The sequence below is a fragment of the Polaromonas sp. genome (assembly GCF_013817205.1).
GTDB lineage: Bacteria > Pseudomonadota > Gammaproteobacteria > Burkholderiales > Burkholderiaceae_C > Polaromonas.
Map to the genome: position 1 here is coordinate 1 of NZ_JACDDD010000038.1, position 21127 is coordinate 21127.

Annotated in this window: 22 protein-coding genes; 11 read left to right on the top strand and 11 right to left on the bottom strand. The window is 62.9% G+C overall.

Annotated elements, in window-relative coordinates:
- A partial coding sequence (locus H0W47_RS10445; protein WP_296924011.1) for a hypothetical protein occupies positions 1 to 821 on the top strand: 821 nt, incomplete at its 5' end.
- A 19-nt stretch (positions 822 to 840) separates the two neighbouring features.
- Here the strand turns inward: H0W47_RS10445 and H0W47_RS10450 are convergent.
- Positions 841 to 1734 (bottom strand): DMT family transporter, encoded by an 894-nt coding sequence (locus H0W47_RS10450; RefSeq protein ID WP_296924013.1) that lies wholly within the window; start codon positions 1732 to 1734, stop codon positions 841 to 843.
- A gap of 47 nt (positions 1735 to 1781) precedes the next feature.
- Positions 1782 to 2297, bottom strand: coding sequence for a flavin reductase family protein (locus tag H0W47_RS10455; RefSeq protein WP_296924015.1), 516 nt, complete (start codon positions 2295 to 2297; stop codon positions 1782 to 1784).
- A 63-nt stretch (positions 2298 to 2360) separates the two neighbouring features.
- On the opposite strand from H0W47_RS10455, the gene H0W47_RS10460 reads away from it, so the two are divergent.
- A complete protein-coding gene (locus H0W47_RS10460) occupies positions 2361 to 3209 on the top strand; it encodes a M14 family murein peptide amidase A (RefSeq protein WP_296924016.1) in 849 nt (282 codons plus the stop codon).
- Positions 3210 to 3318: 109 nt separating this feature from the next.
- Here the strand turns inward: H0W47_RS10460 and H0W47_RS10465 are convergent, their stop codons facing one another.
- Positions 3319 to 3627 carry a hypothetical protein gene (locus H0W47_RS10465; RefSeq protein ID WP_296924018.1) on the bottom strand — a complete coding sequence of 103 codons (309 nt, stop codon included), beginning with the start codon at positions 3625 to 3627 and terminating at the stop codon, positions 3319 to 3321.
- A gap of 186 nt (positions 3628 to 3813) precedes the next feature.
- Here H0W47_RS10465 and H0W47_RS10470 point away from each other — a divergent pair, with 186 nt between their 5' ends.
- Together H0W47_RS10470 and H0W47_RS10475 are read left to right on the top strand one after the other, a co-directional pair.
- Entirely contained in the window at positions 3814 to 3972 is a 159-nt protein-coding gene (locus H0W47_RS10470; protein WP_296924020.1) for a hypothetical protein, read from the top strand.
- Between the two features lie 91 nt (positions 3973 to 4063).
- Entirely contained in the window at positions 4064 to 4714 is a 651-nt protein-coding gene (locus tag H0W47_RS10475) for a TetR/AcrR family transcriptional regulator (protein WP_296924022.1), read from the top strand.
- 55 nt (positions 4715 to 4769) lie between these two features.
- On the opposite strand, the gene H0W47_RS10480 is transcribed toward H0W47_RS10475, so the two are convergent.
- A complete protein-coding gene (locus H0W47_RS10480; protein WP_296924024.1) occupies positions 4770 to 5612 on the bottom strand; it encodes a metallophosphoesterase in 843 nt (280 codons plus the stop codon).
- Between the two features lie 176 nt (positions 5613 to 5788).
- Here H0W47_RS10480 and H0W47_RS10485 point away from each other — a divergent pair, with 176 nt between their 5' ends.
- Positions 5789 to 5965, top strand: a complete 177-nt coding sequence (locus H0W47_RS10485) for a hypothetical protein (protein WP_296924026.1) — start codon at positions 5789 to 5791, stop codon at positions 5963 to 5965.
- A 76-nt stretch (positions 5966 to 6041) separates the two neighbouring features.
- Here the strand turns inward: H0W47_RS10485 and H0W47_RS10490 are convergent, their stop codons facing one another.
- Entirely contained in the window at positions 6042 to 6998 is a 957-nt protein-coding gene (locus tag H0W47_RS10490) for a LysR family transcriptional regulator (RefSeq protein WP_296924027.1), read from the bottom strand.
- Positions 6999 to 7142: 144 nt separating this feature from the next.
- Between H0W47_RS10490 and H0W47_RS10495 the strand changes: the two genes are divergently transcribed.
- On the top strand, positions 7143 to 7676 hold the full coding sequence (locus H0W47_RS10495) for a hypothetical protein (RefSeq protein WP_296924029.1): 534 nt from the start codon (positions 7143 to 7145) through the stop codon (positions 7674 to 7676).
- A gap of 142 nt (positions 7677 to 7818) precedes the next feature.
- Here H0W47_RS10495 and H0W47_RS10500 read toward each other — a convergent pair whose 3' ends face one another.
- From H0W47_RS10500 to H0W47_RS10510, 3 genes are all read right to left on the bottom strand, one after another.
- Positions 7819 to 9681: a phosphoenolpyruvate carboxykinase (GTP) gene (locus H0W47_RS10500; protein ID WP_296924031.1), complete on the bottom strand. Its 1863-nt coding sequence runs from the start codon at positions 9679 to 9681 to the stop codon at positions 7819 to 7821.
- A 598-nt stretch (positions 9682 to 10279) separates the two neighbouring features.
- Positions 10280 to 11815, bottom strand: coding sequence for a FecR family protein (locus tag H0W47_RS10505; protein ID WP_296924033.1), 1536 nt, complete (start codon positions 11813 to 11815; stop codon positions 10280 to 10282).
- Positions 11816 to 11826: 11 nt separating this feature from the next.
- The gene (locus H0W47_RS10510) at positions 11827 to 13182 is read right to left on the bottom strand and encodes an outer membrane beta-barrel protein (protein WP_296924035.1); all 1356 of its coding nucleotides are present in this window, start codon (positions 13180 to 13182) and stop codon (positions 11827 to 11829) included.
- A 211-nt stretch (positions 13183 to 13393) separates the two neighbouring features.
- Between H0W47_RS10510 and H0W47_RS10515 the strand changes: the two genes are divergently transcribed.
- Together H0W47_RS10515 and H0W47_RS10520 are read left to right on the top strand one after the other, a co-directional pair.
- Positions 13394 to 14143, top strand: a complete 750-nt coding sequence (locus H0W47_RS10515; protein ID WP_296924037.1) for a glycosyltransferase family 25 protein — start codon at positions 13394 to 13396, stop codon at positions 14141 to 14143.
- A gap of 33 nt (positions 14144 to 14176) precedes the next feature.
- Positions 14177 to 15463, top strand: a complete 1287-nt coding sequence (locus tag H0W47_RS10520; protein ID WP_296924039.1) for an O-antigen ligase — start codon at positions 14177 to 14179, stop codon at positions 15461 to 15463.
- A 20-nt stretch (positions 15464 to 15483) separates the two neighbouring features.
- Here the strand turns inward: H0W47_RS10520 and H0W47_RS10525 are convergent, their stop codons facing one another.
- Positions 15484 to 15648, bottom strand: a complete 165-nt coding sequence (locus H0W47_RS10525; RefSeq protein ID WP_296924041.1) for a hypothetical protein — start codon at positions 15646 to 15648, stop codon at positions 15484 to 15486.
- Between the two features lie 144 nt (positions 15649 to 15792).
- Here H0W47_RS10525 and H0W47_RS10530 point away from each other — a divergent pair, with 144 nt between their 5' ends.
- Positions 15793 to 16257, top strand: a complete 465-nt coding sequence (locus tag H0W47_RS10530; RefSeq protein WP_296924043.1) for a glycine zipper family protein — start codon at positions 15793 to 15795, stop codon at positions 16255 to 16257.
- Entirely contained in the window at positions 16248 to 16871 is a 624-nt protein-coding gene (locus H0W47_RS10535; protein WP_296924045.1) for an MOSC domain-containing protein, read from the top strand. The genes H0W47_RS10530 and H0W47_RS10535 overlap by 10 nt, the downstream gene beginning before the upstream one ends.
- A gap of 3 nt (positions 16872 to 16874) precedes the next feature.
- Here H0W47_RS10535 and H0W47_RS10540 read toward each other — a convergent pair whose 3' ends face one another.
- A complete protein-coding gene (locus tag H0W47_RS10540) occupies positions 16875 to 17279 on the bottom strand; it encodes a PaaI family thioesterase (protein WP_296924047.1) in 405 nt (134 codons plus the stop codon).
- Complete coding sequence (locus H0W47_RS10545) at positions 17276 to 18478, bottom strand: threonine ammonia-lyase (protein ID WP_296924048.1); 1203 nt, start codon at positions 18476 to 18478, stop codon at positions 17276 to 17278. The genes H0W47_RS10540 and H0W47_RS10545 overlap by 4 nt, the downstream gene beginning before the upstream one ends.
- A 188-nt stretch (positions 18479 to 18666) precedes the next feature.
- Between H0W47_RS10545 and H0W47_RS10550 the strand changes: the two genes are divergently transcribed.
- Positions 18667 to 21024, top strand: coding sequence for an ATP-binding protein (locus tag H0W47_RS10550; protein WP_296924051.1), 2358 nt, complete (start codon positions 18667 to 18669; stop codon positions 21022 to 21024).
- Positions 21025 to 21127: the final 103 nt, after the last annotated feature.

A 21127-nucleotide genomic window follows, 5' to 3' on the forward strand; every position in this document is an offset into this window, starting at 1 on the left:
CCATAAGCCCCTACTCTGGGCAGTGGTGGGAAAACTACCTTGTTCGGTATTTGGTTGGAACAGTTGTAGGCGCTGCTTGTATCTGGATATTGCTGCAAACATTGCGAAAAGATGTGCGGCGACCGGACATTTTCGACCTGACCGTCATGGAGCCGTCTTATTACCTGCTTGTGTTGATTGTTGGAGGGTTTGCGTACTGTTACATAGCCAGTCAACTGGTTTTGGTGGTGCACATGTGGCGATTTGCCATTGAGTTTGTGTGGAAGCGGAAGACCGGGAAAAGCTTTGTGACGACGATGGCAAGAAATCCGATACCTGCATTTTTGTTGTATGTATTTGCTGTGGTGGCGCTTGGTTGGTTGATAGACACGCTGCTGCCGCCTAACCGCAGCTTGTTTGTGATTTACTTTTTGGTGGCTGTTGCCTGTATCGGCCTTCAGTATGCGATGTGTATTCATGTATTCTTGCAACATCACCGGCTTTACTCTTTTTATGACGGCTTGGCAGGTGCTCGTGCATCGGCGCAAGGCAAGCCCAAAAGAATCGAGTTAGTGGATTCATACCGGCATTTGCGTGAACATGGCAACGCATTTTTTATCCTGTTGTCCGAGGGAATATTTTTAGGGTACGTCTATGGCTGCCAGTATTTGATCTACGGGGCGCAAGGCACAGTGATTCCGACAGCTGAACATCAACTCTTGGCGGGAACTGCGGCGGTTGTTGCATGGATATTGCCTGGCGTGGCAGCATGGTTTGTAGCAACATCCCTTGAACACAAGTTCGCCGAATGGAACTACGCTGACGATAACGTCAATGTCTGATCCCGAATAGGCTGTCAGCTCAAGCAGGCTTGCGGTTCACGAGCACAATCCCCAGCGCCACCAGTACCAGCGCTGCCAGCAGGCTGGGTGTGGCGGCCTCGTTCAGCCACAACACACCGAAGAGCAGCGCAAACAGCGGCGTCAAAAACACGAAGACCGAAATTTTGGTAGCAGGGTAACGCCCCAGCATCCACATCCAGGCCAGGTAGCTGGCAAACGCTCCCACCACCGTCTGCAGCACCAGCGAGGTGGCGGCAAACGGGCTGAATTCCCAGGACCAGCGTTCACCTAGGGCCAGCGACACCAGCGGCAGGGCGACGGTGCTCACCGCGATTTGATAAAACAGCAGTTTTTCGGGCGACACCCGTGACAGTGAGGAGGCGCGAATCACCACCGTGGTCAGGCCCCACAACATGCCGGCCACCAGTGCCATCACATCGCCGACCCAGGTGGAGGCGGCACCTGCGCTGAACCCGTCGCGCAGCGCAAATGCCACCGCCGCAAATGCGCAGGCCAAGCCGGCCCATTGCACCGGCCGCAGCTTTTCGGACTTGACCCAGATCGGCAGCAGCGCCGCTACCCAGAATGGCGAGGTGTAGAGAAACACCGTCAGGCGCGACGCGCTGGTGTACTGCAGGCCCACATACAGGCAGGCAAACTCCGCAGCAAACAGGCTGCCCGCCAGCAGCCCGGCGCGCAGCGAGCCATCGGCGCTGAACAGCCGGATGCCGCGCCAGGCACACCAGACCAGCAGCAGCGCCGTGGCACCGGCAAAACGGATGGCCGCCTGAAAAGCCGGCGCGATCTCGGCCAGCGTCGCCTTGACCAGCACCTGCTGGAAGCCCCAGAACAGGCAGCAGGCCAGCAGCAAGGAAATGGCAACAGCATCCAACTGGGTTTTGCGGGCATTCATGGGCCTGCATGGTAGCCGGATGCAGCGGCTGCTGCTCGCGCGCCGGGTTACAACGGATGCTCGGTGTAAAACCGCCCACCATGAAACAGCAGCGGCGCCGCGCCGGCGCGGTGGCTGCAGCGCTCGACCTCGCCGACAAAGATCACGTGATCGCCTTCTTCATACCGGCTGCGGTTGAAACATTCAAAGACTGCTGCCGACCCGGTGAGCAAGGGCGCCCCGCCGACGCCTTCGGTCCAGGCGACGCCGCTCCAGCGGCCCTCGCGTTTGGCGGCAAAACGTTCGGCCAGCTCCTTCTGGTCGGCCGCGAGGATGTTGATGGCATAGTGCGAGCCGGTGCTCAGCGCAGGAAGGGAGCCGGCCGCGCGCGCCAGGCTCCACAGCACCAGCGGCGGCGCCAGAGATACGGAATTGAAGGAGTTGGCGGTCAGCCCGATCAGCTCGCCGCTTTCGCTGCGCGCCGTGACAATCGTCACTCCGGTGGCAAACATGGCCAGTGAGGCGCGGAACTCCAGCGGCGAAAAACTCGGACTGCCGGCCTGGCGGGGACGAACGGGGGACATGCGGCTAATTTACCCCAAGCCTCCGCAGGGCAGGGCTGAACAGGCGGCGCGTAAAATTTCGCCATGCATCATTCCCTGTTTGCTGCGCTTGCGACGTTGCTGCTGCTGTCAGCGCCCGCCCAGGCAGCCGGCCCCTGCGAAGCGTTTGTGCGCAAGCTGCCCAACGTCAAACGCAGCCTGTGCGAAGCGGCCAGGCTGGAGGCCACGCCGGCCCGCTCAGTGCGCGGCCAGACCCTGTGGAAGCGCGACATCCAGCCTGACGACGCGCGTCTGCGGGTGCTGGTGTTGGGCGCGATTCATGGTGATGAGCTGTCGTCGGCCTCGGTAGCGCTGCACTGGATCCAGCTGGCCGAGCAAACGCCCGCGCCATGGTCGCAGGCGATCCACTGGCGCTTTGTGCCGGCGCTCAATCCCGACGGCCTGCTCTCCACCCCCCCGCAGCGTGTCAACGCCAACGGGGTGGACCTGAACCGCAACTTCCCGACGCCTAACTGGGAACGCGATGCCAAGGTCTATTGGGAAAAACGCACACACAAGGATCCGCGTCGCTGGCCCGGCCCGAAACCGCTGTCGGAACCGGAGTCGGCCTTTCTGCATAACGAGATGCAGCGTTTCAAGCCCAACCTGATCGTCAGTATCCACGCGCCTTATGGCGTGCTGGACTTCGACGGCCCGTCGGTGCCGCCGTCCAGGCTGGGCCGGCTCTACCTGGACCAGGTCGGCATTTTCCCGGGTTCACTGGGCAATTACGGCGGCGTGCACAAGGGCGTGCCCGTGGTCACCATCGAACTGCCCAATTCCACCCGCACGCCGCTGGACGCCGAAATGCGCCAGATGTGGCTGGACCTGATGCGCTGGATGAGTGAGCGCATGACGGCAGCGGAGCTACAGCAGGCCCCGCGCGTGCCCTGAGTTTATGAGTCAAATTGGGCTCTAGCCCATAATCGACGGGCGCAAGCAGCTATGAAAAAAGTAGCGGTTCTGCCGGAAATCAGGGCAAACGGCGCTCAAACGGCGCTTCTCAACGGCGCTTGAGTTTGTCATAGGCCGCATCCATGGCCGGGCCCTTGCCCGTGTCCTTGAGGCCGCGTCGCAGGTCCTTGCTGGCCTGAGCCACCTGAGGGTCGGGCGTGTCGTCGGTCATGCCGACCGATTGGTCGCGTTCGTGGGGCAGAGCCAGACTGGCTTCATCCGATGCATCGGCCGGCGTGCTGGCATGACCGGTCCGGGCACGGCCGGCCGCCGGGGTTTTCTGCGGCATGCCGTCGCTGGTTCCGGGGACGTCGGAGAGGGTGTCTGGCGCCGCCTTGGCGGGAGTGTGTTTGGTCATGGGGTACTTTCTTGCAGTCTATAAAACGCTTGCAGAGTCTCACGATGGCCGCTCAGCGGTGGGCGAGCTGTCAGTGCATGGTGGCGCTGGCTGTAGGAGGCCGGCAAGGTCCGCAAAACGCTCAGAGCCCGATGCGCCGCCAGCGCCGGCCGCGAGCACGGCCTGCTGGACCTCACCATCAACAGCATGAGCGAAGGCGTCTTGGTGGTGGACCTGGAAGGCCGCTTCCTGCTGTTCAATGCGCGTCTGCAGCAGCAGGTGCTGGACAAGCTGCTGGGCAATGCCTGGAAGCTCCGCAGCCGCCGGCCCGGGTGGTGGCTGCCGGCAGTGCTGCAAGGGACCTGAATGCCCATTACCCAATAGTTCATTTGCGACCGATTGGTTCAAAAAACAAACAACGGCTTTTTTTAAAGACGTCTACGGCTAAAATCAGGTCATGAGCACCCGAACACTTCCCCCTCCGCTTCCCCCCACCTCGCCGCTGCCGCCCAGGACCTCTTTCAAGGCCCAGATGCTGGCCGTGCGTGAGGACGCCATCATCCAGGCCGTCAACCGCCTGCTGTCGGAAAAAGGCTTCGACCTGATGACCGTTGACCAGGTGGCGGCCGAAGTCGGCATTGCCAAGGCCAGCCTTTACAAACACTTCCCCAGCAAGGAAGACCTGGCCGCCGCTGCCATGGTGCGTGTCATGCAGCGCGCCCAGGCTTTTCTGGCCGGTCTGCCCGCCGATGGCCGGCCGCTGGACCAGCTCAAGGCCATGGTGCGCTGGATGCTGACACTGCAACTGGCCGGCGAGATGCCTTCGCTGCCGCACCACAACTCCAGCCTGCGCACCACGCTGGTGAACAACAAGGCCTACATCGACGGGCTGATGCAGGTCAGCGACCAGCTGGGCGGCTGGATTGAAAAAGCCCAGGCCGACGGCTCGCTCAATACCCGCCTGCCGCCGGTGCTGGTGCTGTACACGCTGTATGCGCGCGCCTGCGATCCGGTGCTGGAATTCCTCAAGTCCGGCGGCCAGCACAGCGACGAAGAAGTCATCGCGCTGGTGCTGCAGACCTGCTTTGACGGGCTGAACGCGCGCTGATCGGGGCTCGTTCTTGCTATTGATTCGGTAGCGGCTTGCGCTTATTCGGCGGGGGCTAACGGCTGATTTTGATCAGCAATTCGGGCTTGAAAGCGTCCTGCTCGCCCTTGCGCGCATAACCCAGCGGGTTGGCCACGACGCGGCAGCCGTTTTTCACATAGTCGCTAGGGCAATGCAGATGGCCGTGCAGCCACAGCTGCGCCTGGCCCAGCAAATCGTCGAGAGCATTGCAGAAACCCGCAGTCCCGGGCGTCAGGCCGTAGCGCGGGTCGGCGCTCAACAAACTGGGTGCAAAGTGAGTGATCACCACCGTTGGACCTTCGAAGGGCTGGGCCAGCGTCTGCCGCAGCCAGGTCTGGCTCGCCAGCCCGCGTTCGCGCACCGCCTCGGCCAGCACCGGCCGGCCCTGGTGAAACGTGTGATTTTTGTTCAGGTAAAAGTTGGCGGCGCGAAAGGCTTTTTCGCGGCTTTTGAGTTGCTCACCCAGCGTGATGTCCCCAGTCGCGCCCGCAGGGGCGCTGAGCGCGTCAAAGTCGGTCCACAAGGTGCTGCCGATAAAACGCACACCCTGCAACACCACACTTTGCTGCTCCAGCCAGACCAGCCCCAAACGCTCGCAGGTCTCTCGCAGCCGCGTGTGGGTCGTCTCAAAATCCAGGCCGTCGTATTCGTGGTTGCCGGGGATGAACAGCACCGGGGTCGGCCAGCCGGCCCCGCCCTGGGCCACCGGCAGCGGCGAAAAACGCGCCAGCCCGAAGTCGGTGCCGGCAAGCAGGGAGCCTGGCTGGTAAGAGCCGATGTCGCCGGCCAGCACCAGCAGGTCTGCGCCCGGCGTCGGCTGCGCCATGAAATGCGGGTTGGATTCAAGGTGCAGGTCGGACAGGAGCTGAATATTCACCCGCCGATTGTGCGGGATGTGTGGCGACGCTCTGGCCGGCGCGGCAGCGCCCCATGTCCGCAACGGCCCAAGCCATGCCTGTTCCGCATGAAAAGCGGACTGCAGTGTCTTGCAAACCTAGGGAAAACCCTTACTCTTGAGTCATCGCAACTTTTCACCCTGATGGTGACTTTGACATGACCCGCTTTTTTGCTCCCCTGCTTCGTTTCCTGGCAGCCCGCCGCAGCGCTGCCGCCAGGCCCGGCGTGGCACGCCAGCTGATGGAGCGCGCCGACGACCACGCCGGCCGCAACCCGCGTCAGGCGCGTGAACTGCGCCGCGCTGCCTTTGCCTACCTCAGCGTGGTGCGCTGACTTTTACTATCAAAATCATAGCTGACGGCGCTTGCTGGACGAGCGCTGAAGGCCAGTTTGGCATCAAAACGGGGGCTCAGACCGAAAATGCCCTGTCTGCCGCCCGTTCCAGGGCCTGGCGCAGCCAGATGTGGGCGCTGCGCTGCTGCGAGCGCCGGTGCCACACCGCATCGACATGCACCGGTGACACGTCAAACGGCAGTGGCCGCAGCACCAGCTGGTCGGCAATGCCGGTGACGCTCACAAAATGGCGCGGCAGCACCGTCAGCAGGTTGGACTTGGCCACCACCCGGCCAGCGGTGAAAAACTGGTTGACGGTGAGCACCACCTGCCGCTCGCGGCCCAGTGAGGCCAGCGATTCATCGATGAAGCCGTAGGGCCGGCCCGAAAAACTCACCAGCATGTGGCGCGCTGCGCAAAAGCGATTGAGCGTGAAAGGCCCACTGGCCAGCGGGTGCCCGCTGCGCATCACACACACGTACTCCCCGTCGTACAGGCGCTTGTGCATGAAGGGTGTTGGCTCGCCGCTCTGGGCCCGTGCCGTCAGGTCGGCCAGCACCGAGGGGAAGTAACCGACCGCCAGGTCGCAGCTTTCCTCGTCCAGCAGTCGCCGTGGGTCGCGCGTGGTCAGCGGCACCACACGCACCGACACCCCGGGCGCCTCCGTCTCCAGCGTGTCCACCAGGCCCGGGATAAGTTCTGCGGCGGTGGCGTCGGCCATGGCCACGACAAAGGTGGTGTTCGCGGTGGCGGGTTCAAATTCATTGGGCGCGAGCGACTCCTGCAGCTGTTGCAGCGAATCCCGCACTGCAGGCCAGATCGCCAGGGCCCGCGGCGTCGGTGCCATGCCGTGCCCGCTGCGCTGCACCAGCTCGTCGCCCAGCGTCTCGCGCAGGCGGCGCAGGGCATTGCTGACCGCCGGCTGCGTCAGTGACAGGTTGCGCGCGGCGCGGGTCAGGCTGCGCTCGGCCATGACCTCGTCAAACACGCGCAACAAGTTCAGGTCCAGGGTGCGGAAATTGGGCTGGCTCATGCGTTTCTTGACTGGAAAAAGTTATTATCACCAGGGTGAATGGTCAACATCATAAAGATAAAGTTGAATAACATCAGTGATAACCCTAATATCTCTCTGTGCCCAAACCAATATCGGTGGTGGCACTCATCAAGGGGAACCATCATGACCAGCTTCGTCAACATCAAGTACTCCACAGAGCACACCGGCGCCGCCCGGGTTGAGTCGGCAATACACGCTGCCAGCCAGCTGCGTCAGGGATTCTCGGGCACGCGCGGCCTGGCTGCGTTGCTGCTCTCGGCCATCGTGGCTTCCATCATGGTCGTCGCCTACCAGGTCACGGACAGCGTCGCCGAAGGCCATCTGCTGGTGATCTGGATGGCCTTGTGGGCCGTGGCTTTTGCCGGTCTGGCGCTGTTTGCCGGCACTGCCCGCAACCTGGCTGCCCGCACCGTCGCCGCGATGGACGCCTGGTCGCAGACCCTGGCCCAGGCCCGCGCAGACATCCGCATGTGGGAAGCCGCAAAAACCGATCCCCGCGTGATGTCCGACCTGCGTGCGGCAATGACTCGCCAGGAAGTGGCGGCTGACGAAGTGCCTGCAACGACCGACGCTGCGGCCCCTGCTGCAGCCTCTGACCGGCGCGCCGCTCGCCTCAGGGGCTACGAATTGCGCGCCTTCCAGCGGTATTACCTCTGAGTCACCCCAATGCCCTGTTTCAGCGGGCATAAAAAAGCCACCGGATCGGTGGCTTTTTTTGTGCCCGGACGATGAGCCGGAAACACGCAAGGTCACATGCAGGTCATGCGTGCAACTTCCTGCAATGGCGCGCAGGGGCCGGTCAGGCCGCCAAACGCTGCTCGATGGCAGCCTTGGTCTCCTCCAGCTCTTTCGGCAGGTGATTTTCGAGTTGCTTGAACAGCTCGGCATGTAATTCCAGCTCCTTGAGCCAGGCCGACTTGTCCATGCTGGTGACGGATTTGAACTGCTCGGCGCTGAAGTCCAGGCCGGTCCAGTTGATGTCTTCATAACGCGGGCTGACGCCGGTGAAGTGGTCCACCCCCTGGCCCTGGCCCTCGATGCGGTCGATCATCCACTTGAGCACGCGCATGTTCTCGCCGTAGCCGGGCCAGACGAACTTGCCGTCCTCGCCCTTGCGGAACCAGTTGGCGGTGAAGATCTTCGGCAGTTTCGCGCCCGAGGCCTCCAGCTTCTTGCCGACGTTGAGCCAGTGCTGGAAGTAGTCGGCCATGTTGTAGCCGGCAAAAGGCAGCATGGCAAACGGGTCACGTCGCACCACACCGGCTTGGCCGGTGGCGGCTGCGGTGGTCTCGGAACCCATGGTGGCGGCTGCGTAAACGCCTTCGACCCAGTTGCGCGCCTCGGTCACCAGGGGCACCGTGGTGGAGCGGCGCCCACCAAACATGAAGGCGTCAATCGCCACACCTTTTGGATCATCCCAGGCGCTGTCCAGTGCCGGATTGTTGGTGGCAGCCACTGTGAAGCGGGCGTTCGGATGGGCCGCTTTGGCGCCGGTCTCTTTGGCGATCTGCGGCGTCCAGTCCTTGCCCTGCCAGTCAATCAGGTGGGCCGGCAGGCTGCCGCTGTCTTTTTCCATGCCCTCCCACCACACATCGCCATCGTCGGTCAGCGCCACATTGGTGAAGATGACATTCCTGTCCAGACTGGCCATGCAGTTCGGGTTGGTGTGGAAGTTGGTGCCAGGGGCCACGCCAAAATAACCGGCTTCGGGATTGATTGCGTAGAGCTTGCCGTCGGCCGCAGGCTTGATCCAGGCGATGTCATCGCCAATGGTCGTGACCTTCCACCCTTCAAAGCCGGCCGGCGGAACCAGCATCGAGAAGTTGGTCTTGCCGCAGGCCGAGGGGAAGGCCGCAGCCACGTGGTATTTCTTGCCTTGCGGGTTGGTCACGCCGAGGATCAGCATGTGCTCAGCCAGCCAGCCTTCGTCACGACCCATATTGGAAGCGATGCGCAGCGCAAAACACTTCTTGCCCAGCAGCGCATTGCCGCCGTAGCCGGAGCCGTAGGACCAGATTTCGCGCGTTTCGGGGTAATGCACGATGTACTTGGTCTTGTTGCAGGGCCAGCTCACGTCCTTCTGGCCCTCAGCCAGCGGCGCGCCCACGCTGTGCACGCAGGGAACAAACTCGCCGTCGTCGCCCAGCACGTCGAACACGGCACGGCCCATGCGCGTCATGATCTTCATGTTGACGCCGACGTACGGGCTGTCGGACAGCTCGATGCCGATGTGTGCAATCGGCGAGCCCAGCGGGCCCATGGAAAACGGCACCACATACATGGTGCGACCCTTCATGCACCCGTCAAACAAGGGCTGCAGCGTGGCGCGCATCTCGGCTGGCGCCATCCAGTTGTTGGTCGGGCCGGCATCTTCCTTTTTAGCGGAGCAGATGAAGGTGCGGTCTTCCACGCGGGCCACGTCGGTTGGGTCGGAATTGGCCAGAAAGCTGTTGGGGCGCTTGGCTTCGTTCAACTTTTTGAAGGTGCCGGCGTCGACCAGTTGCTGGCACAGGCGCTGGTATTCAGCATCGCTGCCGTCGCACCAGTAAATGGTGTCGGGCTTGCACAGCGCCGCCATGTCGGCGACCCAGGCAATCAGCCGGGCGTGTTTGACGTAGCTGGGCGTATTCAAATTCAGCCCTTGCATCGCGGGGTGGTTCATCGGGAGCTCCAAAGTTAAAAAGCGTGATTTCGACAAACGTCGGATGCGGCAGCGCGGTCGGCTATGACTGTGGCATCGAGACATTTGTCGAAATGGCGCTGGCTGCGACCCTGTGCGGTCGCGACGGGCCGGCAACAGGGCAGCAAAACTGGCATCAGACAGGTCCCGGTCGGCGAGTGGGGCCGCAGCCGGATGTGCTGCAGCGCTGGGTCAGAAAAAACAGCGGGTGGCTGGTCTTTTCGGCTTCCACGGGTCGGCCAGACAATCCATTTTAAGAACATCGCCGGAAGTTACATGCCGGTTACCGGCAAAGTTCATGCATAACCCGCATAAGGTTATGCATAGCCACTTCCCAGGTTCTGACAGTCGTGACACCCGGGCGGTGAATCGCTGCAGACGCGTGAGGTGGTCTGGATGCTCCTGAAATAATAGCTGTTGACGCAGACTCAATAAGGGCCGGAGGCCGATTTGGCTTAAGGTGGCAGGGTCTGGGCAGTCTGCTGTCGATGCGGGGGGGTCGCTGGTGCTGCGGCGCCTCAGGATGGGAACCCAGGCGGCGCGCCCGCTCTTCCAAATTGCTGCGGCATTGCCGTGGCGGCTATTGCTTGGCGAAAGCCGCCACGTTCCCGGCCCCATTCGGCCGGGAGGTGGTCAGCTGGGTGTTGCCGACGGTGATGGCTGCGATATAGCCCTGCAATGCCGCGCCCACAAACCGGCCATTGATGGAACCTTTGGTGGTGCCGGTGCAGCCGCTGGTGCAGGTGGTGCCGACCAGCGTGTATGGTCCGCCACCCATCTGCCAGACCGTGTTGGCCGGTATCACATAAACCGTCGCCGCACTTTGCAGCGCATTGCTGCCAAAACTCATGCCCATGGCACTGACGTTCTTGATTTGCCGGGAACCAAAGTCCATCAGCAGGTTGCTGCCGCTAAAGCTGCCAACGCGGCCGAAATTGTCGGTAGGCGCAGTGCCGCCCACATAGTTGTACTGGGCCGTCCCCGAGCCCGGCAGCTGGATTTTTGGTGTGTCGCCCCAAGCGTGGTGCGATCCCAGGCGCGAGCTGTCACTGGGATGGGGCGCGCCGTAGGTCCAGTACGCCCCAGCGGCGGCGCTGCCGCCTATCGTTTCGCCAACCGACCGGAGCGCAGCGGCCAGGGATGCCGCATCGGAAAAGTAAGCGCCGCCAATTTCGGTCACCTCGCTTCGGAGTTCGGCCAGGCTGTAGTTTCTCGCCCTGGCTTCGAGCACGCCAGAGAGCCGCTCCACGTCGACCACAGTAATAAACCCGCTTCCCAAGGCGCTCGCGGTCAGGACGGACGGTGAGTCACTGGCGGCGACGGATGTGATTGGAGCCACGAGTTGCGTCGTGGGGGCCTGTTGAACTGTCAGCTGGGGCGAGGTGGAGGTCTGGGTGCCCGAGCTGCTCTCGGCCACGGTTTCCCCGCTGGCCGCCGTGCCACCGGAGCCGGTTGCCGGGGTGACGGCTGCGGTGCGCCCGCGTGCGCCGGAGCTGCGGTCGCTGAGGATGGCCGGTGGTGCCAGCAGCCGCACCGGCGCGGCGCTGGCGCTGGGCACATGAAAATAATCCTGCTGCCCGAACTCGTGCTGGCCACTGTCGTTGGACACGGTGATCCGCCCGTCGGTGACGCCGCCAAAGGTGCCGTTTGTCCCCAGCGTGCCATCGCTGTTGCGGCAGTCGTTGTTACAGGACACCACACTGAAATGGGTACCGCGTATGCCTATCGTCGATGTGGCGGTGCGGACCATGTAGTTTTTCTGGTTGGCCTTGCCAATCAGGCCGGTGATGGTGCGCATGCCGCCCTTGAGCAGGCCCATGACGGAGCGATCCTGCCCGGCGTTTTTTTCAAAGCGGTAGTCTTCTATCCGGAACTGGCTGTTGGCCCGCAAGGCGACGACGGACTCGTCAGTGAACCGCAGTTGCAGGGCGCTGCGGTCTCCCACGGTAAGGACATCCCCGCTTTCCACCGTGGCGCCCGCCCGCAGCGGCAGTTGCTGCCCGGCGCGTGACAGGAAGGCATCTCCGGCCAGCGCCAGAACCGTGCCGGCGGGCTGGGTTTGCGCGCTGCCGAAGCCGGGCATCAGCAGCAAAGCGGCAATCAGGACGTTTTTCATGCGGCCTCCAGTTATTTGAAGTCGTAGCGCAACTTCAGCGCCACAGAGCGGCGGGAATAGTCAAAAAAGCCAATGCTGGACTGCTGTTCAACCTGCTGGTACTCACCGCGCAAAGACCAGTTCCGGTCCAGCGCGTAAGCGGCAGAAAGGTCCAGCGCGTAATACTGGTCACGCCTGGCGGGGATACCAACCGCGAACTCGCTGGCATACCGGCTGGCCTGGTAACTCAGGCCGCTGCCCAGCGTCCATCTGGCCAGCGGCTGCGCCGTGACCGAGGCCCTGACGCCCCACAGGTCGCGGGACAGATCGGGCCGGTTTTTGCGGTTTCGCTCGCTGCCTGCATTCACGCTGGTCGTAAAAACCGGGTTCCAGCGGTGCGCCAGCGTATGTGTCCAGGCGCCCGTCAGGCTCGTCAGACTGCTGTCCCGGACGTCTGCGCCGGAGCTCACGCGCAAGGTCTTGTTGATGTCCAGAAAGCTGTCGATGTTCTGGTAGCTCTGGCGCGAGTGCTGTAGCGACACCGCAAAGCGGTTGTACTGGTCGTTCTGGTATTGCCACTCGCCGACCAGCGTATTGAGTGACAGGTACTTTTGGTTGTCCACCGACAGCCTGAGCAGGTCGACACCCAGGCGGTAAAGGCTGCGCCCTTCCAGAAGCGACAGCCCGCCCTGTACTGCCAAAATTTGCTGGTCAAAAACGTCGCTGCGGCTGTGGCTATGGCTGCGCGCCATCAGCATCGCGCCGCCGTACAGCGACCAGCCGGGTGCAAAGGGGTAGGCGCCCTGAATGCCTGCCAGCGCACTGCTGTAGGAGTCGGCTTGCCGCTCGGACGACTGGCCGGGCAGGACGACAAATCCGGCTGGCAAACCGGCGACCTGGCCGCTGCGAATGCCGCTGTTGATGTTGGTGTCGTAGCCGGCGCCAAGTTCGACGAAGGCGCTGGATGTGGGCTTGTAACGCGATTCGCGCGCCCGAATCGCGTCGAGAAACTGGTTGATGTTCTCCAGCTCCGCGCCGGAGGCCGCCGGTGCCAGGCTGGAGAACTCCTCACGCGCGCGCTGATCTTCGCCAAGAATGAAATAGCCGCGTGCCAGCTGGAACTGGGCAGACCGGTTTTCTGGATGCTGGAGCAAATAACGCTCCAGTGCCAGCACGCCTTCACCCGGTACGCCGCCGTTGAGCGCTGCAATCCCGAAGTAAAAATCAAACAGCGGCGTACCCAAGGCTTCGGGCGCAGCTTTGCCCGCCTCATAGGCTTGCCGGTCCTTGCCCTGTTCGAGCAAGGCCTTGACTTCATCCGCAGGCGCTGCCACCGCCAGCGAGCATGTCAGGCACAGCAGTGAAATCCATGCACCAGCTTGTTGCATCGCGAACCTCTACCCGAGCGCGGGCTTGTGGACAAAAGAGTAGCATGGCGCCGGATTTTTGTAAGCAAAAGAAAGTGACTTCCTGCTGACGGGCCGCGCCCTTGTTGTTTGCCCGCCGCGATCCGCGAGAGGGCGGGCGGGGCGTGTCATCTAGAATTCAGCGTCGCAACCCACCACCAACCTGCGGATTCCGTTCGCTTCCAAAGCACCCATGCCCCTTGAACCGTCAGCCGCCCTGCTTGCCAGCCAGGCTTTGCCACAGGGGCTGGATGCGATTTTTGTGATCCACGCCACCCGCTTTGTCGAGCGGCGGCGCTTCATTGAGGCCCAGATGGCCGGCTTGGGCCTGCCTTATGAGTTTGTGCTCGACTTCGATATACCGGCGATCCCCGAAGACCTGCGGCAGCGGTTGTTCCGCGGCGACAAGCTGTCGCCTGCGCAGCAATCCTGTGCCCTCAAGCACTGGCAGGCGCATCGGTTGATCGTGGAGCGCGGCCTTTCGCGGGTGCTGATCCTGGAAGACGACGTCATTTTTTCGGCGCAGTTTTTGCCGGCGCTGAACGGTCTGATGAAGGAAGAAGTTGCCTTGGGCGATCCGCACGTGACTTTCCTGGGCTGCGGCGGCCACTATTACGTGCCGCATGAGCAGATCCGGGCCGGCCAATGGCTCTACCCGCGCAACCAGGGCAAATTCGCGGATTCCTATATCGTCTCGCAGGCCACCGTGCAACGCCGGCTGGACTGGATAGAGGCCAACGGCATCACGCTGCCGATCGACCACACCTTCGAACACATCGACCGGACCTTGGCCACCCCGATGTTCTGGCTGGAGCCCCCGGTGGTGGAGCAAGGCAGCCACAACGGCAAATTCTCTTCGGCCCTGGACAAGTCCCACCCGCTGTGGTTTCAGGCTTTGCAGTTCAGGTGGAAAAAACTGTGGCGCCGCCGCCGGCACGGATAAGGCGCCTGCCTTTTACCCTGAAAGCCTCCATTGATGACCACAACGTTCAACCCGCGCCCCGCGCCGCCTTCAGCCTTGGTCACCTGGACCCAGAATACGGCGATATTTGCCGTTTGCGTCAATCTGTTTTCCACCGCGCTGGCAAATTTGGGTTTTGCACTTTTCCTGCTTCTTTTTCTTGCGATCTGCCTGAGCGGCCAGCGCCGCCACCTGGACACCCGGAACTTCCCACTGGCGGTAGCTGCGGCTGTGGGTATCTACATCGGCTGGCAAATAGTCGGCTTGAGCTACACCGAAGCGCCCAAGGCGTATGCGTGGCAGAGTGTTTTTTCGGACCGAAAGATCATTTACATCCTTCCCTTGGCCCTTGTGTTCACCGATGAATCGCCCAAGCGACGATTTCTCGTGGCTTTTTTCATCATCTGTGTGGTGGGCCTGCTGGTGTCCTTCGCCCTGAAGGCGCCATTTATGCGCGAATTGATTGGAGCGGCAGCCTCCTTGAAGAAGGTGGGATCCGGGGCCCCTTTGGTGGCGGAGAATGTTTTCAGGTCCCATGCGACACAGAGCATGGTCTTTGCCCTCTGTACGTTTCTCGCATTGTGGTTTGCCCGGCAGCAAAAGGCGTGGTTATGGCGCGCAGGACTTTTTGTGCTGGCGCTGGCTTTTGCGGCCAATGTCGCATTGGTGACGCCGGGCCGGAGCGGCTATGTGGTTTTCCTGGTGCTTGTCGTCTGGTGGTTTGCCGTCTGGCGCGGGGTCAAGGGGGTGTTGCTGGGCGCGTTGGCTGCGTTGGTGATCGGCCTCTTGGCCTACAACCTGTCCCCGACCGTGCACAACCGGGTAAAGATGGGCATGACCGAAGCCCGGAACTTCTCGGAGGTGCCAGAAGAAACCTCGCTGGGGCGGCGGATGCTGATGGTCCAAACCAGTTTGGGCATGATTGCCGAGCGGCCCTTGCTCGGTGTGGGAACAGGCAGTTTCAAGCAAAGCTTTAGCGCGATTGCGGCAGAGAAATACACCGGCTGGCGAGCGATTCCTTTTGACGATCCGCACAACCAGTACCTGTTCGTCACGGTCGAAAACGGCGTGATCGGGTTGATCGCATTTCTTTTCATGCTGGCCATGATCATCAAGGCCTGCCTGAAAAGCGGAACGGTTTACGGAAAAATGGCAGCAGGCTGCATGTTGGCTTGGTGCGCAACCAGCCTGTTCAGCGGCCACTTTCGCACTTTTCCCGAAGGCCACCTGATTGCCTTCATCGTGGGAATACTGATGGTCAGCCGCGTGCCCGACGGGCAAAAGACCGACGGCGCGGCCTGAAACGGCGCAGCCGGCCGAAATCAGGCCATGTAAATGGCAATAAAGGCCAGCAAAAACATCAAGACAGCCCCTGCGACAGGCAACACCAGCGGCATCATCGGGACAATGGCTTCAACGGCGTCCTGTTCCTGGGCGTGCGTCGGGCTGCTGTGGGCGGCGTTGGTGGTTTGTTCTGGGCTGGACATGGTGGAAATTCCTGAAATCGGGACGACAGTATTATTTTACCTTTTCACACGCCGTCCCTGGCAGGCCGGTTGCTAACATCCGGGGTGCCGACCCGGCTCCGGCCAGCGTGCGGCCTGCTATCCCTTGTTGTTCTGGAGCCCGCCATGTCTTCCTGCGCCCCGGCCGTCCGTTCCTGTTTCGCGGCCCTGTTGCTGGGCGGCTTGGCCGGCTGCGCCAGCACCGGCGCCCACAGTCCTTCTGCCCGCCCCGTGCTGTACCCGAATGCCACCCTGACCCGTGTCGGCGACGCCCAGGGACGTGCCGAGGTCGACGCGTGCATGGGCCGGGCGGTTTCGGCCGGCCTCACCCCCGATGAGAAAAACAATGCCGTTGCCCGCGGCGCGGGTGTAGGTGCGGCGACCGGCGCGGTGGCTTCGGCGGTCGGCGCCCTGATCACCGGCCGGGGCGGTGAAGGGGTGATCCGGGCCGGCGCCGCCGGCGCGGCCGTGGGTGGCTCGGCCGGCGCCGTCCAGGGCGCTTTTCGCAATGACCGCCCCAGCAGCACCTACCGCAACTTCGTGCAGCGTTGTCTGGCCGAGCGCGGCTTCGAAGTGATTGGATGGAACTAGCTGACAGCCGTGCGTCCGCCGTGAAGTTGGCCGCTGCGCACCGCTTGCTGTCGGTTCAGGTGGGTGCGGCTCGCCGCGTCCCCTTGGGCGGCCGCAGTGTGCTGACAGGCATGGTCAAGCGTCCTGTGAATGATGCGGTGCCGGTGTTGCCGCTGGGGCTGAGGGGTGACGAACAGGCCGACCTGTCCATCCACGGCGGACTGGAAAAGGCCGTGTATGCCTACCCCGCAGAACACTACGCGTTCTGGCAAGCAGCGCGGCGCGAACAAGGCCTGGGCTTGATCGATGACAGCCTGCCGCATGGCAGCCTGGGGGAAAACCTGACATTGCTAGGCCTGCTCGAAAACCAGGTGTGGGCCGGCGATGTACTGAGGTTTCCCGATTGCGAATTGCAGGTGCGCATCCCGCGCGAACCCTGCTACAAGTTCAATGCCGCCATGGGATTTGCGCGGGCCTCGAAAATGATGGCCCAAAGCGGCTTGTGCGGCTTCTACCTGTCAGTGCTGACGCCCGGCAGCATCAGCGCCGGCCAGGAGTTTGAGCTGCTGCCGGGACGCCGCAGCATTGGCATCCCGCAGCTGTTCGCCGCCAAAATGACCAAACACCTGCGGTAGGTCTCACAGCAGCGCGTACGTCGTGGTGGCGCGGCTGACACTTTTGCCTTCGTCGGCGCCGCGGATGTCGATCTCGCCGAAGGCCAGTGACTTGCCGGCGCGTATCACGCGCGCCTCGATCAGCGCGTCCTGTTTTGACAGCGGCTTGAGAAAGCTGCTGTTCATCTGCACCGTAGTGCAGGGTCTGAATTCGCCGAAATGGTTGATCAGGGCCAGCACCATCGCCGTGTCGGCCGCAGCCATCATGGCCTGGCCGCAAAGCGTGCCGCCGACACGCGAGAGCGCCGGGTTTTGCGGTAGGCGCAAGGTTACGCCCTGTCCATCGAAGGCCTCGACCTTCAGGCCCAGGGCCTGCACCCAGGGTGCAAAATATTCGGGCAGCGCGGCCTGCAACGTTTCCGTGTTCATAGCTGTTCCTCCGCTTCAAAGCCGTCTGCTTTCAACACCGCCAGCACCTGTGCAATGTGTTCGCGCCCGCGCGTCTGGATCACCAGCTCAATGTCCACGTTCTGCGCCGACAGCATGGTGAAGGCGCGCTGGTGGTGCACCTCGTCGATGTTGGCGCCCGCACCGGCCACCGTGGCGGTGATCTTCGCCAGTGAGCCGGGGACATCGCGCGCGCTGACACGAATGCGGGCCAGCCGGCCGGCACGCACCATGCCGCGCTCGATGATGGCTGCCAGCAGCAGCGGATCGATGTTGCCGCCGCACAGCACCAAGCCGACTTTCTGCCCGCGGAAGCGCTCCGGGTACTTGAGCAGCGCGGCCAGGCCGGCGGCACCTGCGCCCTCGACCAGCGTTTTTTCAATCTCCAGCAGCATCACCATGGCCTGCTCGATGTCGCCCTCGTCCACCAGCACCAGGTCGTCCACCTTCTGCGCAATGATGGCCTGCGGAATGACACCCGGCGTGCCGACAGCAATGCCCTCGGCGATGGTGCTGCTGCCCTGCGGGTGCTGCGTGCCCTTGATGGCGTTGACCATGGCCGGGAAGCGCGAGGTCTGCACGCCGATGATGGTGATGCCCGGCTTGATCGCTCGGGCCGCTGTTGCCATGCCGGCGATCAGGCCGCCGCCGCCCACGGCCACCACCAAAGTATCGAGTTCGGGCACGGCCCGCAGCATTTCCAGGCCCACCGTCCCCTGCCCGGCGACGATGGCTTCATCGTCGTAAGGGTGGACAAACACCAGGCCTTCGCGCTGCGCCAGCTCCTGCGCGTGGCTGCGCGACTCCTCCAGCGTGTCGCCGTGCAGCACCACTTCTGCGCCGAAGCCGCGGGTGCGGTCAATCTTGACGCCGGGCGTGAAGCGCGGCATCACGATCACCGCCCGCAATCCCAGTCGCTGCGCATGGTAAGCCACGCCCTGGGCATGGTTGCCTGCGCTCATGGCAATCACGCCGCGGCGCCGCTCCTCGGCGGTGAGCTGCGCCAGCTTGTTGCAGGCACCGCGTTCCTTGAAGGAGGCGGTGTATTGCAGGTTCTCGAACTTGAGGAAAACTTCCGCACCGGTGATCTGCGACAGGGTTTTCGATGCGACACACGGGGTGTCGAGCAACTGGCCCTGCAGCCGGCGGGCGGCGGCCTCAATATCGGTAAATCCAAGCATGGTGCTCCTGGCGGATGGGGTTGTCACGGCATTTTCGCGGGAGCACCGATTGTGGCGGCTTTTGTGGCGCAATCCACACGGGGGAATTTGGCGGGTGTCTTCCACGATGGCCCAAGCTGCGTTATGGTGAGGCATCACCTGTGCCAGGGGGCGCAGAAATATTCTCCTTCAACGCCGGAGGTCCATCGATGAACAAGCGTGTGGGTACCGACAAGCACGGTCAGCTGCTGCTGTCCCCTGGCCTGAAGGATGCGCCGGTGCTGGACCTGATGTGTTCGCATTTTGTACTGACACTGGCCGCCCGCCAAGGCGCCAAGTTCAACGTGCGGCGCGACCTGAACAGCCTGTTGTCGCTGTCCGGCCGCCATCTGGTGTGGCCACTGCCGGCGCTGCAGCGCCTGCGTGAATTCCTGGGCCGTCGCTGCCGCGACAACGAGTTCTGGCGCGGGCACGAGGCGCTCAGTGACAGCGCCTTTCTGGCGCGGCATGGTACCTGGCGCGGGCCCTATGAAGAAGGCACGCTTTTTTTCTACCTCGACGAACATGCCAAGGACCAGCCCAAGGATCTGCTGTCGGTACTCAGCGCCACCGGCGACTGGCTGACACACGCGCTCAAAAAACAGTCCACGCTGGTCGAAAAGAATATCGATGCTCTGGCCAAGCTGCTGCAGCTCAACCAGGCCGAACGCGCGCTGCTGCTGTACGGTACCTTGGCGCGCTACCAGCGTGACCTGCGCTCCCTGCTGGTCGAGTTCAAGGTCAACAATGCGCCCGAAGCCTACGCTGCAATCGCCGAGGTAGCCGGTGTCAAGGCGGGCGAGGTGGCCGAGGCCCTGCGCGCCGGCTCGCGGCTGGAGCGGATCGGCATGGTCGAAAACCTGATTTCCGAGCACAACATCACGGATCTGGCCGATCTGATGAAGGTCAGCGAGAAACTGCCGCCGGTGCTGATGCGTGAATACCGCGACCAGACCGAGCTGATGGCCGTGTTCACGCGCCCGGTGGACCGCAGCAACCTGGGGCTGTCCGATTTTTCCTTCGCACATGACGATGCGCACGTGATGGTGTCGCTGCTGCGCAATGCCGTGGCCGGCAAGGAGCTCGGGGTCAATGTGTTGCTGTACGGACCGCCCGGCACCGGCAAGACCGAACTGGCCAAGGTGGTGGCGCAGGCCGCCGGACTGGACCTGTTCGAGGTTGAATACGCCGACCGCGACGGCAACTCGCTGAGTGGGCGCGACCGCTACCGCTCGCTGCAGATCGCCCAGGTCTTCCTCAAGGGCAGCGCCCATGCTGCGCTGCTGTTTGACGAGGTGGAGGACGTGTTTCCGGCGGTCTCCAGCGAAGCGGCCCAGCTGATGGCGCGCTCCGATCAGCTCGTGGCGCCGCCCACGGGGTCGGTCGGTGGCAAGGCCTGGGTCAACCAGATTCTTGAGTCGAATACCGTGCCGACCTTGTGGGTGACCAACCGCATCGAGCAGATCGACCCGGCTTTCCGGCGGCGTTTTGCCTACCATCTCGAACTCAAATCGCCACCACCGGGCGCGCGCGAAGGTCTGGTGCGCAAGACCCTTGAAGGCGTGGCGGTGAGCGACGGCTTTGTGGCGCGGCTCACGGCCCGCAAGGGGTTGACGCCGGCGCAGATCCGCACGGCGGTGCGTTTTGCCAAGCTGGCCAGCGAACCTGGCAAGGCCGTCGACGGTGCAGACATGCAGGTCATCCTGGGCGGCGGCCAGGCGGCGCTGATGGAGTCGCTGATCGAGCGTCAGCTCAAAAATGCCGACCTGGCGCTGGGCAACAAGACTGGCGCCGAGGGGCGCCACAGCGTCACCACCTATGACCTGTCCATGCTCAACGTCGAGTCGCGCTTTGACGTGCCGCGCATCGTCCAGGCGCTCAAAAGCCGTGGCCACGGCAGCCTGTGTTTTTATGGCGCGCCCGGTACCGGCAAGACAGCCCTGGCCGAACACATCGCCAAAGAGCTCGAGCGGCCGCTGATCATCAAGCAGGCCAGCGACCTGATGAGCAAATATGTCGGCGAGACCGAACAGAACATGGCCGCGATGTTTGCCGAAGCGGAGTCCGAGAAAGCGGTGCTGCTGCTCGACGAGGCCGACAGTTTTCTGCAGGACAGGCGCGGCGCCCAGCGGACTTACGAGGTGACCGAGGTCAACGAGATGCTGCAGGGCATGGAGCGCTTTCACGGCATTTTTGTCTGCACCACCAACCTGCTGGAAAGCCTGGACCAGGCGGCGCTGCGACGCTTTACCTTCAAGATCAAATTCATGCCGCTGACGGCAGTGCAACGGGAAAAAATGTTTGTCACCGAGGCACTGGCCGGTGACGCTTCGGGCCTGGCCAGCGCCTTGCGCGAACGATTGGCCCGGCTCGAGCAGTTGTGCCCCGGCGACTTTGCGGCGGTCAAACGCCAGACCGACATTCTGGCGGTGGCGTTCACCGCTGACGAGTTCCTCAGCCAGCTCGAAGCCGAGCACAGGATCAAGCCGGAAGTGCGGGAATCGCGGGGCATGGGATTCATCCAGTAGCCTGTGGCCGGGGCCAGCATCGCCGCATGCAGGCACTGCGCGGCCAGCACCACCCGGGTCAAGGCGGCGTCGCTCTTGTGGCGCCGGACGGTGCGGCGGCGCT